At 42.7% G+C, this 14530-nt stretch carries 13 protein-coding genes; 5 read left to right on the top strand and 8 right to left on the bottom strand.

Going from position 1 to position 14530, the window contains the following annotated elements; all coding sequences use genetic code 11:
• The first annotated feature begins 3 nt into the window (after positions 1-3).
• Positions 4-810: a YihY family inner membrane protein gene (locus CJD30_RS05415; protein WP_294917217.1), complete on the top strand. Its 807-nt coding sequence runs from the start codon at positions 4-6 to the stop codon at positions 808-810.
• Here the strand turns inward: CJD30_RS05415 and CJD30_RS05410 are convergent.
• The 6 genes from CJD30_RS05410 to CJD30_RS05385 all read right to left on the bottom strand — a co-directional run bounded on the left by CJD30_RS05410 (position 757) and on the right by CJD30_RS05385 (position 7474).
• Positions 757-2019 carry a ComEC/Rec2 family competence protein gene (locus CJD30_RS05410; protein WP_294917128.1) on the bottom strand — a complete coding sequence of 421 codons (1263 nt, stop codon included), beginning with the start codon at positions 2017-2019 and terminating at the stop codon, positions 757-759. The genes CJD30_RS05415 and CJD30_RS05410 overlap by 54 nt on opposite strands.
• Positions 2019-3467, bottom strand: a complete 1449-nt coding sequence (locus tag CJD30_RS05405; protein ID WP_294917126.1) for a replicative DNA helicase — start codon at positions 3465-3467, stop codon at positions 2019-2021. The genes CJD30_RS05410 and CJD30_RS05405 overlap by 1 nt, the downstream gene beginning before the upstream one ends.
• Complete coding sequence (gene ispG / locus CJD30_RS05400; RefSeq protein ID WP_294917123.1) at positions 3468-4529, bottom strand: flavodoxin-dependent (E)-4-hydroxy-3-methylbut-2-enyl-diphosphate synthase; 1062 nt, start codon at positions 4527-4529, stop codon at positions 3468-3470.
• A gap of 36 nt (positions 4530-4565) precedes the next feature.
• A complete protein-coding gene (locus tag CJD30_RS05395) occupies positions 4566-6413 on the bottom strand; it encodes a primosomal protein N' (protein ID WP_294917120.1) in 1848 nt (615 codons plus the stop codon).
• A gap of 12 nt (positions 6414-6425) precedes the next feature.
• Positions 6426-6881 (bottom strand): type II secretion system protein, encoded by a 456-nt coding sequence (locus CJD30_RS05390; RefSeq protein ID WP_294917118.1) that lies wholly within the window; start codon positions 6879-6881, stop codon positions 6426-6428.
• Between the two features lie 107 nt (positions 6882-6988).
• Positions 6989-7474 (bottom strand): prepilin-type N-terminal cleavage/methylation domain-containing protein, encoded by a 486-nt coding sequence (locus tag CJD30_RS05385; RefSeq protein WP_294917116.1) that lies wholly within the window; start codon positions 7472-7474, stop codon positions 6989-6991.
• A gap of 173 nt (positions 7475-7647) precedes the next feature.
• Here CJD30_RS05385 and CJD30_RS05380 point away from each other — a divergent pair, with 173 nt between their 5' ends.
• Positions 7648-8043 (top strand): hypothetical protein, encoded by a 396-nt coding sequence (locus tag CJD30_RS05380; RefSeq protein ID WP_294917113.1) that lies wholly within the window; start codon positions 7648-7650, stop codon positions 8041-8043.
• Positions 8044-8165: 122 nt separating this feature from the next.
• Positions 8166-9749, top strand: coding sequence for a phosphoenolpyruvate carboxykinase (ATP) (gene pckA / locus CJD30_RS05375; protein ID WP_294917110.1), 1584 nt, complete (start codon positions 8166-8168; stop codon positions 9747-9749).
• 343 nt (positions 9750-10092) lie between these two features.
• Here pckA and glnA read toward each other — a convergent pair whose 3' ends face one another.
• A complete protein-coding gene (gene glnA, locus CJD30_RS05370; RefSeq protein ID WP_294917108.1) occupies positions 10093-11523 on the bottom strand; it encodes a type I glutamate--ammonia ligase in 1431 nt (476 codons plus the stop codon).
• A gap of 74 nt (positions 11524-11597) precedes the next feature.
• Positions 11598-12377, bottom strand: a complete 780-nt coding sequence (locus tag CJD30_RS05365) for a histidinol-phosphatase (protein ID WP_294917106.1) — start codon at positions 12375-12377, stop codon at positions 11598-11600.
• 73 nt (positions 12378-12450) lie between these two features.
• On the opposite strand from CJD30_RS05365, the gene CJD30_RS05360 reads away from it, so the two are divergent.
• Both CJD30_RS05360 and CJD30_RS05355 read left to right on the top strand, forming a co-directional pair.
• The gene (locus tag CJD30_RS05360; protein ID WP_294917104.1) at positions 12451-13170 is read left to right on the top strand and encodes a chemotaxis protein; all 720 of its coding nucleotides are present in this window, start codon (positions 12451-12453) and stop codon (positions 13168-13170) included.
• 52 nt (positions 13171-13222) lie between these two features.
• A complete protein-coding gene (locus CJD30_RS05355; protein ID WP_294917102.1) occupies positions 13223-14515 on the top strand; it encodes a peptidase U32 family protein in 1293 nt (430 codons plus the stop codon).
• The last annotated feature ends 15 nt before the right edge of the window (positions 14516-14530 follow it).

The raw sequence follows: 14530 nt of genomic DNA, 5'->3' as shown, positions 1-14530 counted from the left end.
TTGATGAATCTCAAAGCGGCACTGCGGCATGTACGACTTTTTTTCCTAATGCTTTTTGATCGGGAAATTACCGTATATGCATCAAGTCTTAGCTTTTATACGATATTTACCGTAGTACCGCTTCTTATCATCTCATTGAGTTTGATTGCCAATGTTCCTGTTTTCAATGAACAATATGCGAAAATTCAGATTTTTATCTTCGAAAATATGATGCCCGTACAAACAACTGCCGTGGCAGGATATCTCGAATCATTTTTCCAAAATTCCGTACAACTTGGGGTGATTGGATTTACAACAATGATTGTCTCTTCCCTCCTCTTCTTTCAGAACTTTGAACATATTGTGGGAAAGATATTTAAAACGTCCAAACGCCGCATTTGGGATGCAATTACAACGTATTGGACTCTGATCAGCCTTACTCCGATTGTCTTGATTGCATCAATGAGCCTCAAAGCCTATTTAGAAGCTAACATTACCGGTTTTGCTCTCCATGCACTCTCTATTTTTCCATTTTTACTATTATGGGCTATTTTCTTTTTAATCTACAAAATAGCGGTGAATGCCGATGTTTCTCTCAAAGCTGCCGCCATTAGTTCATTTATTGTAGCGATTGTATGGGGATTGGCAAAAAACAGTTTCGTCCAGTACGTTTTTTACAACAAAACCTATGCGACGATGTACGGCTCGTTTTCTGCCCTCATCTTCTTCTTTTTATGGATCTATGTCTCATGGATTATTGTAATCTATGGAATGAAACTATGCTATCTGATAAATCGCGCTACCCAGCGTAGCGAATCCCAAAACACCTAACGCCCAAAACGCCTCTTTTCGCCACATCGCCGCAAGTGCCAATACAATACTAAGAATCCCTGCCCACATCGGGATCAGAACAGATTTTAGTTCTGTAGATTCAAACATATACCTCAAATACGGATCAAACCAATCTCCCCATGGAGTCAAATGCAGCACCAAAACCGTTGGATAATATAGATTAAAGAGGAGATTGATCGGGATAGACCCCACATGAGCCCAGCTAAAAGTTTCGAAAATGGCCAAAGAGATAGGCAACAAGACCAAATAGCACCATACGTTGAGTGCCAAAAATATCTGCCAAGCTTTCCAATGTCCATAATAGCGGATAAAAATAAAAATTGATAATACCCCAAACGATGAAAACCAAAACGACAGGGAGAAAAACAGTCTTGGGAAAAAAGCGAGCAAGAGTCCCACTGCAATCAATAGAGTTTGAAAAGAGATAATTTTGATTCCCCGATCATAGAGCCAATATCCCACCATAATCATCCCAAATGAGCGTACCATCGCCGGATTGAATTCCAAAATAGCCAGATACGCAAAAAGCAATACCGCCACCATCCAAAACAAATCGCGATTGCCGTGCCGATAGGGGAAATACCAATTTTGAACCCATCGATAAGGCTTTCTTAGAAAAAAATAGGCGATCAGACTCAAAATACCAAAATGATACCCGCTAATTGATAGTGCCGCACTCAGTCCCATGCCCCCTACCAACGTTTGTAACTCCTGCGACATGGGGGTAGCGACGAAAAGTGCACCGTAGAGCTCTTTCATCCATTGATCGCTATGATATGACGCGATCGTTCGATACCATTGCTCTTTGAGGCTCAACGAGGGATATACTTCTACAATAAGGCCGCGTGTTCGAAATCCTTTGAGATACTCTAAAAAACTCACATTCGCAACTTGCAGTTCTATCAATACTTCACGTCCGCGCAAATCCCGCAAATATGGAGACATAATGCACCGTACACTTGCACCGCCTTCCAAACGAAGCTTCATGGAAGTTCTAGGCTGTTCACCGATCAAACGGACTTCTTGATCGATGACAGAAGCACGGATCAACGGATCATCGAATATTTTGAGTCGAGAAAATTGATAATACTCATACGAGAGGGAAACAGACAGAACAAAGAGGAGAAAAAGAGAAAAAAGAGCACCGCTTTTACGATCAAAAAGCTCGACACGCTCCAGTTTAGACATTATATTATCGGCATCGATACGTTATCTTCAATAATATTCATCGTCGCACTTTTCGTATCAATAGTCTCATAGACGATTTGTGCCGCACCAAATGTCGGACGATCGACAAAACGGGTAAATTTTTTCTGGAACATCAGTTTTACATGCCCCGTCGGACCGTTACGCTGCTTACCGATGATAATTTCCGCCTCCTCTTCCTCTTTCTCGACGTATTTGGAGATAAACTCTTTTCCAGCTGAAATCGCCTCTTTCTCGCGCTCTTTCTCCTCTTTGTAGAGATATACGTCATTACGGTAGACGAATAGAATGATGTCGGCATCCTGCTCGATCGATCCCGATTCACGGATGTCGCTCAGCATCGGACGCTTATCCGCGCGCGATTCGAGTCCGCGATTGAGCTGTGAAAGAGCGACAATCGGTATTCCTAGCTCACGGGCGAGCATTTTGAGTCCCCGTGAAATCTCACTCACTTCGAGGTGACGATCTTTCCCCCCCGTCCCGTTCATGATTTGGAGGTAGTCGATAACAGCGAGTTCGATCTCAGGATGGCGAGCTTTGAGTTTGCGGAGTTTAGAGCGAAGCTGATGAATATTGACCGATCCGTGATCATCAACAAAAAGTTTCGATCGGCGCATTTTTTCAACGGCATCATTAAGCTGTTTCGATTCTTGGGGATTCATATCCCCGACACGAAGGCGCTGAAGCTGAATCGACGTTTGTACACTGAGCAGACGCAACATCAATTGCTCCGCAGGCATCTCCAATGAGAAAAATGCGACACCGCGCCCTTTATCAAGAAGATTTTGAACCATATTGAGCGCAAAAGAGGTTTTCCCCATCGCAGGACGGGCAGCGATGATAACGAGATCCCCTTTTCCAAAACCGGTGGTCATTTTATTGAGTTCCGCATACCCCGTATCGACCCCAACAAGTACAGAATCCCCGCGTGCTTTCATCTCTTCGATATACGCCAATGTCTCATCGGCTATAGAGGGGGCATCTTTAAAATCGGTTGCCTGAGAGCTTTGAGTAATCTCGTAGAGCTTTTGTTCAACCAAATCAACCACATCGGTTCCGCTGAGTTCTTCTTCAAGCGCTACCCGTTTAATCTCTGTCGTGAGAGTCAGCAGATGACGCTTCATCGCCTTATCTTTGATCTCTTGCACATAGGCTTTGGTATTTGCGATCGGATTGGCGGTGAGGATCTCGACCATCACCCGTTCATCGAATTTTTGTTTTACCGTAAGCTCTTTACGGATAAACTCTTCATCGATAGGGAGATCCCTATGTGCCAAAGATACCATGGCACGATAAATTTCTTGATGCGCTGCGAGATAAAAATCGTCCGGTGTAAGGATCGCATCAAAATCGTCAAACTGCGCAGGATCAAAAATAATGGAACTGAGAACCGAGCGCTCAAACGCTAAATTGTATAAAGATTCTTCCATTTAATCCTCTTTTTCTGCCATTTTTTCAACCTCTTCGACAAAACGGTCCACCAGTTTATCCTCATCCAAACGGGCAACGACTTCACCCTTCACCATCACCAAACCCGATCCCTTCCCATAGGCGATAGCGACATCGGCGTGTTTTGCTTCTCCGATAGCATTTACGACACACCCCATGACAGAGAGATCAAGCGGCTTTTTGATATGTTTGACCCTCTCTTCGATCACACCGACCGCACTCACCAAATCTGCTTCGATTCGCCCGCAGGTCGGGCAAGAGATAATATTGGGGCCTTCTTTAGCGACTCCGCTGTCTTTGAGGATAGCACGACCTACTTTGATCTCCTCTTCGAGTTCACCCGTGATCGAAACGCGCATCGTATCCCCGATCCCCTCCAAAAGGAGCGTTCCCAAACCGATTGCACTTTTGATCGTTGCATGAAATACCGTCCCCGCTTCGGTCACTCCAAGATGAAACGGATAGTTGTTTTTAGGACGCAACATCCGATACGCTTCGACAGTACGCTGAACGTCGCTCGCTTTGAGAGAAACTTTGATATCGGTAAATCCGAGATCTTCGAGATATTTGATGTTATACTCTGCCGAGGCAACCATCCCCTCCGCGGTAGCGCCGTAACGCTGTTCAAACTCTTTTTCCAAACTCCCCGCATTGACTCCGATACGAACGGGAATACTACGTTCTTGGCACGCTTTTACAATCTCGCGGATACGCGATTTTTCTCCGATGTTTCCGGGGTTGAACCGAATACAATCAACACTCTCTGCTGCAATGAGAGCAAGCTTGTAGTTAAAATGGATATCTGCCACCAGAGGGAGAGAAATCTGCTCTTTGATCACTTTGAGAGCATGTGCATCTTCCTCATCTGGAACCGCTACGCGGACAATGTCACATCCGGCAAAATGAAGACGATTAATCTGCTCCACTGTTGCACTTACATCCGCAGTACGCGAATAGGTCATTGACTGCACCGAGATAGGCGCATCACCGCCAATGGCGACATTACCGACGAAAATTTGTTTAGTTGGATAGCGTGTTATCATAGTGTAGATTGTAACGATTTTGATGTTAAAAGAAAGTTATGTAAATTCTATGGGATCCATATCAATCTCGCAAAGACTCGATTTCACCTGTTTGATAGCACGGATCAGATCGGTACTTTTATCGCTGCGTAAGAGTATCTGAAACCGGTATTTATCAGCTATTTTTTCAATCGGAGAGGCTCCGTATCCGACAATCTGAACTTGGCCCAGTTGCTCCAACTGCTGCACCGCCAACTCCATTTCTCTTTTTGCCTTCATTCCATTTTTGTGTGCGTAGAGCAATCGTGCCAATTTTCTGGTAGGAGGATAACGATCCGCTCTGAGCTTCATCTCATCGATCAAAAATTGCTCATAATCCTCCACATAGGCTCGAAAAAACGATTCGTTAAAACTCTGGACCCAAACGGTCGAATTTTGTTTTCTACCGCTCCGTCCGGCGATTTGGATGAGCAACGATAACGCCTTTTCCCGAGCACGGTAGTCGCTCTGAGAGAGGAGGTTATCAATCCCCATCACTACGGCAAGGGTAATATCATGATAATCATGACCTTTGGAAAGCATTTGCGTCCCTACTAGCAAATCGGTATCTTTATTGTTAAATGCTTCAAGTGCTTTGATAAGTTTGTTTTGAGTTGTAATCACATCACGGTCAAACTGCTGTACCCGCAGCTCTCGACTAAGATTTCCAAAATGTTCTACCGCTTCCGCTGTTCCCAGCCGTGCCGTGCGCAATGCACCGCTTTGACACTTCGGACACACATAGGGAAGCATTTCCGTATAGTTGCAGTAGTGACATTTAAGGGCACGGGAGTTTTTGTGTTGGCTCATTCCGACACTGCAAAACGGACACTCCACATGATATCCGCAACTCTCACACACCGTATATTTAAAATTTGCCCGTGTTGGGATAAAAACAATTCCCTGATGCCCTGCATCAAAATTTTCCATTATTTTGGTATCGATTCCAGGTGTCAATGCTTCAAGTGAAGGTTCAAATACAAATGTCCGTTCGGATTGATAATACCCCCCTCGCAAACGATAAAAGGGATATTTTGCATAGCTTGAAAGACTCGGTGTAGCACTTCCCAAAACAACAGGGATTTTGAGAAGATTACCGATATAAACCCCCATATCGCGGGCATTGTAGCGAGGACGCGATGAGGATTTATAACTCTCGTCATGCTCTTCATCCACCACTATCAGCCCCAAATTCACGATTGGTAAAAACAGTGCGGAACGGGGACCGACGATGATATGTGCCGTTCCATTATAGATTTTCTCCAGCGTCACCTTTTTTTGCTTCGGTGTCATTTTCGAGTGCCACAACACTACCGCATCACCGAAATGATTACGAAATCGCTTCTCCATCTGAGGAGTGAGAGAGATTTCAGGGAGAAGTAACAAAGACCGTTTCCCCTCACTCAACACTTCATCCATCCGTTTCATATAAATTTCGCTTTTTCCCGCTCCGGTATCTCCAAATAAGAGAGAAACAGGATGTGAACGGATAAAATCCAGAGCATGTGTTTGCAGTTGTGAGAGAGTAACACTAATCGATGACGCAGAGTTTCTTTGATAAGCATCACTCACGTTTCTACTAAAGGGGACGAATAGATTCAACGCTTCACCCTGTGAACATCCATAATATTCAGCCATGAATTGTGCAATTTGTATTTGAGTTTCAGAATAATAAAAAGGCTTGATTTCCCCTATCGAAAGAGTGGTAAATTCAGGTTGTTCACATTCTCGGATGACAACCCCATTCATACTTCGATTCGATAATACTACAGTAACTTCAGTACCAATTTCTACCAACTTTTCAGTACTGTATGTTAAAAGATCAAGAGGAGAGCCTAAAAGGGCTATATGATAAAAATAATTCAAAATATCGCTAGCTTAGTCCGTGAGAAGTTTACAATTAGCATTATTGTGATTACAATCAAATGCACCGGTTGCCTGCGTATACGTAAACTGTACATCATTTCCAAGAATTCTATATTGATAGGTGTCTGCAGCTGTTTTTCGCCAATGTCCATTTGTAGATCCAGATGCAATGCCATACTGCAATAATGTTTGACTTGCTACACCGTTATTATCAAACAAAGTATCTCCATCTGCTGATGTAGCACCTTGATGATCTAAATGATTTATATATGCGGTATTCCCTTGTAAAAGCCTTGTTTGCCGTTCGCTGACAATGGCAGCACGAATAGCAGAAACATCACTTCTCCCTTTCGCAATTTGTGCATCATCTCGCGTTGCAGCTAGTCGTGGGATTGCAATTGCCGACAAAATCCCAATAACGACAATTACAAATACAAGCTCAATCATCGTAAAAGCCGTTCGTTTCATTTTAATCATCCTAATTACTCTGAGTTTTACGATATTAAATCAAATCCCAAAAGTCAAAATAATAGACCCACTCTCTTGAAGAGTGGGTGCTAAACTATGAAAAGAACTTAATAGCTTACGCTTGAACCACCAAAGCGAGTAGTTTTAGCAGCTGGTGCAGCAATTGTACCACCAACCATTCCAGATTTTACAGCAGCTTTAATTGCTTGATCACATATGGAACTTGTTCCAAGAGCAGCAGGAGTGACGGTCACATTCCCATCTGCTGTAACAGTAGTCAATGTCAAACATGTATTTGTACCATCTGTTAATGTATAACCACCAGTTGTTAATGTTGAAGTACCAGCCGTAGGTGCAGCTGTAGTACCGAACATAACATTTGTTACAGCACCCAATGTTGCACCGGTAAATGTGCCTTTTGACGTATAATAATTGCCTAAATCAGATATTAGTGTCGCAGAATCTGCTACAACTTTTGATGCTTTTGCATCATCACGAGTTGCAGTCAGACGCGGAATAGCTACCGCAGCCAAAATACCCAAAATAACGATAACAAAGATCAACTCGATCATAGTAAAACCTGAACGTTTCATGGTTTACTCCTTGAACAATTTAATAGTGATTACACTTGTAACCCTGCTGCTATTATGGAGCCGATTATCTTACAGTTTGATTAAATAAAACAAAAATCGACAAAACCATACTCTCTCGACCTATTTAAGGAGAATATGGCATAATTTTCCAAACATGACAAGAGGAAAATTGTATGAAAATCGCAGTACCAGTAGTAGATGAGAGTTTAAAAATGGCGGGAAATGCAGGGCATACTCCTTATTTTGCGATCTTCAATCTCAGTGGCGGAATGTTTAAGAGCTTTACATTGGAAGGATTGCGCGCCAATCCGAAAGTAGCGGGAGAAGATCATCATCACGATCATGACGAACACCATACCTGTGATCATGACGAAGGGGATATTGAACATATCAAAGCACACGATACAATGGCGGATACCATAGAGGATTGCGACTATCTGGTTGTTAAAATGGCATGTAAAAATACGGCAAAAAGTATGAATAATGTAGGGGTTAAACTTCAAAAATATAACGGAAGTGAAATTCTTGCACCAAAAATTTTGACCGAATTGGCATCACAATTTAAATAATCCTCCACTTTAATTCTCGTTTATAAATTGGAGGCGTATAATTCGCACCATAAATGGAGTGAAAGCTTCAAATCTTCATCTGTATACAGTATACAGGTGAGCCCTAAAAGGTAAAACAACCCATGATTTCCGCAGAGATTGAGACGTTAGGCATAAAAAACAGTGGAAAGATTTTCCATAACCTTAGCTTTGATGAGCTGATTCAACACGAACTCGATAACGGCGAGTGCAAACTTGCAAGCAGTGGTGCAACAATGGTCGATACGGGTATCTTCACCGGTCGAAGTCCAAAAGATAAATATTTTGTCAATCAAGATCCTTCGAATAAATATATCGCATGGGGAGATGTCAACAAAAAAATCGATAAAGTGGTTTTTGATGAGCTTCTTGTTGTAGCACGTGAACAACTCTCTGATAAAGACCTTTATATCACCGATGTATTTTGCGGATCTAGCCCATCAAGTAAACGTTCAGTTCGATTTGTCTCTGAAATCGCATGGCAATCTCATTTTGTGAAAAATATGTTTATCCGTCCTACAGAAACGGAAATTGAAGGGTTTAAGCCAGATTTCACCGTTCTCAATGCGTGTAAAGCGGTGAACGAAAAGTGGAAAAATCACGGTTTGAATTCTGAAGTTTTTGTCCTCTTTAGTGTAGAAGACAACCTGTGTATTATTGGCGGAACATGGTACGGCGGAGAGATGAAAAAAGGTATTTTCTCGATGATGAACTACTGGCTCCCTCTTGAAGGAAAGCTCTCTATGCACTGTTCGGCAAACGTTGGAACCGAAGGCGACACATGTCTTTTCTTCGGTCTAAGCGGTACGGGGAAAACAACCCTTTCAACAGATCCAAAACGTGCTCTTATCGGTGATGATGAGCACGGATGGGATGATGAAGGTGTATTTAACTTCGAAGGTGGATGCTACGCAAAAGTGATTAACCTTGACCCGTCCAGCGAACCTGAAATTCATAACGCGATTCGCCGCAATGCCCTGCTAGAAAACGTTGTGTTTGATGAAGACGGAATTGTCGATTATACCGATGATTCAAAAACAGAGAATACCCGTGTTTCATACCCAATTGAGCACATTGAAAACCATCAGCCTTCCCTTATGGCACCGCATCCAAAAAATATTATCTTCCTCTCTGCCGATGCGTTTGGTGTATTGCCTCCGGTAAGCAAACTCACCAAAGAGCAGGCAATGTATTATTTCCTGAGCGGATATACCGCTAAAGTAGCAGGGACAGAGCGTGGTATTACTGAGCCGGTTGCAACATTCAGTTCATGTTTTGGAGAAGCGTTCTTGCCATTGCACCCTACTGTTTATGCCAAACTTCTTGGGGAAAAAATTGACCAATACGGGGTTAATGTGTATCTTGTTAATACCGGATGGACTGGTGGCGGATACGGTGTCGGTAAGCGTATGAGTATCAAAGACACCCGTGCATGTATTAATGCTATCTTGGACGGTTCAATCCAAGAGAGTGAATTCGATATCACTAATACTTTTGGTTTCCATATCCCTAAAACACTCGGTGATATCGATCCTGTGATCCTAAATCCTCGTAACGCCTGGGCAGATCGTGATGCGTATCTCGTTCAACGTGATAATTTAGCGGCACTTTTCATCAAAAACTTTCAAAAATATACCGACGGCAATAGCGATTTCGACTACTCTGCTGCCGGTCCGAAACTTCCATAACTTCCTCTTCATACTCTTTTTGATATGTACTTTTCTGTTTAGTCAGAAAAGTACCAAAAGATCATACCGTGATCCAAGAACGCACGTTCCTCTCTGCACTACTGCCTTCGGAGCGGCGCTTTGTTATTAGATCACGGGAGTTTTAAATAATAAAACATCTCTTCGACATCCTTAAAAGCCACGCGTGATGGCAGTAGTGCCAATAGTCGCGTGAGCGATTTGTCGAAGAGATGCGCTTCTTTTGTTTCTTTTTCTTGGCGACAAGAAAAGAAAAATACAATAATTTAGTTAATAAAAATGAAGTGAAGAGAAAGTGTGCAGGGCTTTCACCCCGCACGGAAGATTAACAAGAGTAAGTAGATTTGAATTCGAATGCAGTCGGACGAGCTTCGTCAGGCCATACTTGTGTTTCAAATTTGTAGTTTTGATATGTATCGATAAACTCAGGAGTCATAACCGGTTGTAAGAACTCGTTATCACGGATCAATGATTCCAATGCACCACGTAGTGTGTGTGGCATTTGTTGGATACCTTTTTCACGGATTTCATTAAGAGTAAGTTCGAACAAATCTTCATCCATCGGTCCAACCGGTACCGTTTTGTTTTTGATACCATCTAGACCTGCAAGCAACATTGCAGTAAATGCAAGGTATGGGCATGAAGTAGAATCTGGGAAACGCATTTCGATACGTGTCGCTTTTTCACCTGCACCGTATGGAACACGGCAAGAAGCAGAACGGTTTTGGCTTGAATACGTCAAGATTGACGGTGCTTCGAATCCAGGGATAAGACGTTTGTATGAATTGGTAGATGGGTTAGTAAATGCTGCAACCGCACGTGCGTGAGCAAAAATACCGCCTACATAGTGAAGTGCTGTTTCAGACAAGTTGCTGTAACCACCCTCTTTGTAGAATGTGTTTTTACCATCTTTCCAGATTGATTGGTGAACGTGCATACCATTACCGTTATCTCCATAAAGCGGTTTAGGCATGAAAGTAACTGTTTTACCGTTAAGGTGAGCAACCATTTTGATAACGTATTTGAGTTTTTGAACATTATCTGCAGCTTCTACAAGTGTTCCGAAAACGATACCGATTTCCCCTTGACCTTGTGCAACTTCGTGGTGACCAAGAACTACTTCAAGACCTACTTGCTCCAACGCCAACATCATTTCGGCGCGTAGATCAACCATGGTATCGATTGGTGCTACCGGGAAGTATCCACCTTTTGTACGTGGGCGGTGACCTGTGTTGAAACCGTCTTTGAAATCTTTTGCATCGTTCCAACCACCCTCTTCAGTATCTACTTCGTAGTATGAGCAGTTTGCTTCATCACGGATTTTTACATCGTCGAATACGAAAAATTCGTTTTCAGGTCCAAAATACGCAACGTCACCTACACCTGCGTTAGCAAGGTGCTCAAGTGCTTTTTTCGCGATTGCACGTGGGCATTTTTCGTACGCTTGACCTTTGTAAATGTCGTAAACGTCACAGAAAACAATGATGGTCGGATCAGCAGTAAACGGATCCATGAAAGCACTTGGAGCATCTGGGATCAAAAGCATATCTGAACGGTTAATCGGCTGCCAAGCATCGATTGAAGAACCATCGAACGGAAGGCCGTTTTCAAAGTGTCCTTTGTTGACCGCACTCATACGGTAGCTAACGTGATGCCATGTCCCTTTCATATCGGTGAAGCGAAAATCTACGAACTGAACGTCGTTCTCTTTACAAAAACTGAAAAACTCGTCGACACTGTTTACGAATTTACCCATGCAAATCTCCTGAATGTAATTAAAGTTAAATGTAGTATAGCAAAACTTGCCATAAAGTGAAGTGTTTGCGATGATTAAAATTTAATCAATTCCCTATCTCTGCCACGATACAATGCACATTTTTCATAACCGACTGCACGTGCCAAGGCTTCAGCCTCTTTCGTATACAAACCTACTTGCTCTTGGTTATGAGCATCTGAACCAAAGGTAATCGGTATCTCCATTTCAGCAATCTGCTCGAGCAAAAGCGGTGAGGGATAGGCTTCAACAACCGGTTTTCTGTATCCTGAGACATTGATTTCAACCGTCATATTCGCCTGTTTAATCGCTTTTAATGCATTTTCTGCCAAAAGACGAATATCACCGGTCGGCAAATATTTAAACACTTTCAATAGATCTAAATGGCCGACAATATCAAATTTTCCGCTCTTAGCCATCGTTTCAACCAAAGCAAAATATCGACGATACACATCATCAATATTCACCCCTTCGTATCGGCCAATGAATTCAGGATTATCAAATCCCCAATCGCCAATAAAGTGGACACTTCCTATCAGATAATCACACGGGCGATTCAAAATAATCTCATCCATATAGCCCGGCAAGAAATCAACTTCATACCCCAATAAAACGGTGATTTGATTGCTGTACCGCTCTTGAGCTTCTTTTATCCATGATTCGTACAGATCCATGTCATCAAAACCCATACGGTACTTTGGATCGTAATGCATCGGGGCATGATCCGAAAATCCGAAGTATTCTGTTTTGCAGTTAATTGCCGCTTCGACATACTCAGCTACAGTTCCCGTAGCATGATTACAAAGCATCGTATGGTTGTGAAGATCGACTTTCATGAATACTTCCTAAGAAAAAATTATCGTTTTAATGTTATTATAGTGCAATTTTAAATCGTTTAGGACAGTGATCATGACGCAAGAAGAACTCGATGCACTAATGAATGGTGATATAGATATGGATGTAGGATTTGAAGAAGCGGAAGAGGCAGCTGACGTATCTGTCCCAGAAACTTCATCAGAAGAAGCGTCCGACGATGACCATTACAATCAGATAGATCCCGATAAATACCGTGTATCTGCTATGCACAGTTGGCCTCCGCCTCCGCCAACCGATGATAATAAAATGGTTCATCAACTTGACGACGTTACCAAAGAGAGTGAACAAAAAGCATCCGAAATTTTTGATCTTATCGAAGGGATCAGTAACGATCTGGGCGATGGTGAAAAAAATATCAAAGCAATTCAATCGGTTGTCAAGAGTAACGTCGAGCTTTTTTCGACTCTCAGCGAAAAATTCCCTCATATCGAGGCGTTTAAAACTCAATTAGCTGAAAATAAAAAAATATCTGATGAACTCAAAGATGTTTTGGAAATGTTGCAAAACGGTGGAGACACCATCATGAATATCATGGATATTATGCAGTACCAAGATATTCACCGTCAAAAAATTGAACGCGTTATCAATGTCATGCGGGCACTCTCGACCTATATGAACCATCTCTTTGCCGGAAAAATCGATGATGCGAAACGGGTTACATCCGCGGTTCATATTCATGGGGATACGACGACGGAAGATGTTGTAAGTAGTGATGATATTGAAGCATTACTTGCTTCGTTTGGGAAAAAATAAATAAACAAAACGGTACAATCCGCTCACTATTTTTGACCACAAGAGAGTCATATTGAAAAAAGTCGAGCTCCTCTCCCCTGCGGGGAATTTAGAAAAACTCAAAATCGCTATCGATTACGGTGCCGATGCCGTCTATGGCGGAGTTAGCCATTTCTCCCTTCGTATCCGTTCGGGTAAAGAGTTTGACATGGAAAGTTTCAAAGAGGGGATCGATTACGCCCATGCTCGGGGTCGTAAAGTCTACGTCACAATCAACGGATTTCCTTTTAACTCCCAACTCAAACTTCTCAAAGAACACATTGCGACTATGGCATCCTTGAAACCCGATGCCTTTATCGTTGCAACCCCGGGAGTCTTAAAACTCGCTCATCAAATCGCACCCGACATGCCATTGCATCTCTCAACCCAAGCTAACGTCATGAATGTCCTCGATGCTCAAGTCTATTACGATATGGGAGCACGCCGTATCATCGCCGCTCGGGAAATTTCGCTAAAAGATCTCAAGGAGATTAAAAAAGAACTCCCTGATTTGGAGATTGAAGTATTCGTTCACGGTTCAATGTGTTTTGCCTACAGCGGCCGCTGTTTGATCTCAACCCTTCAAAGCGGTCGTGTCCCTAATCGTGGAAGTTGTGCAAACGATTGCCGTTTTCCTTATGAGATGTATGCTGCAAATCCTGAGACGGGGACGCTGTTCAAACTCGTGGAAGACGAAGGGATCGGAACCTATATTATGAATTCCAAAGATCTTAACCTCGCGTCGCATATCAAAGAGATTCTCGATGCAGGTTGTATTGATTCACTCAAAATAGAAGGTCGCACCAAAGCACCGTATTATGCCGCTATCACTGCTAAAACGTATCGCAAAGCGATCGATGATTATTATACCGGTCATTTTGATGGTGATATGTATCAACGTGAACTAAACACGATGCAAAATCGCGGTTTCACCGATGCGTACCTCATCAATCGCCCTTTTGAAAAAAACGATACCCAAAATCTGGATTTCTCGATGATGATGGGAACCCATCAAGTGAGTGGGATTGTCGATGAATCAGGAGATTTTTTCGAGTGCAAATACAAAACATTTCCTAATGATACGATGGAACTCGTTTTCCCTGAAGGAAGTCCTATTGAACCGATCGATAACGAGATCGGAAAAGTATGGGAAGAAAATGGGACATGGTACATCTCATTTAAACAACTGCTTGCTGAAAACGGCAAACTTTGGGATCAAGTGCACAGCGGAAATCTCAACCGCTTTAAACTCCCATCTGCCTTGCCTCACTTTACCTTTTTCCGTATCCCGGCAACCGAGGATATGGGAACAGTAACCAAATGTTAACCACACAAAAAGGAG

The sequence above is a fragment of the Sulfuricurvum sp. PD_MW2 genome, assembly GCF_002633015.1.
In the GTDB taxonomy this organism is placed as follows: Bacteria; Campylobacterota; Campylobacteria; order Campylobacterales; family Sulfurimonadaceae; genus Sulfuricurvum.
This window is presented reverse-complemented; position numbering and strand designations above follow the sequence as displayed.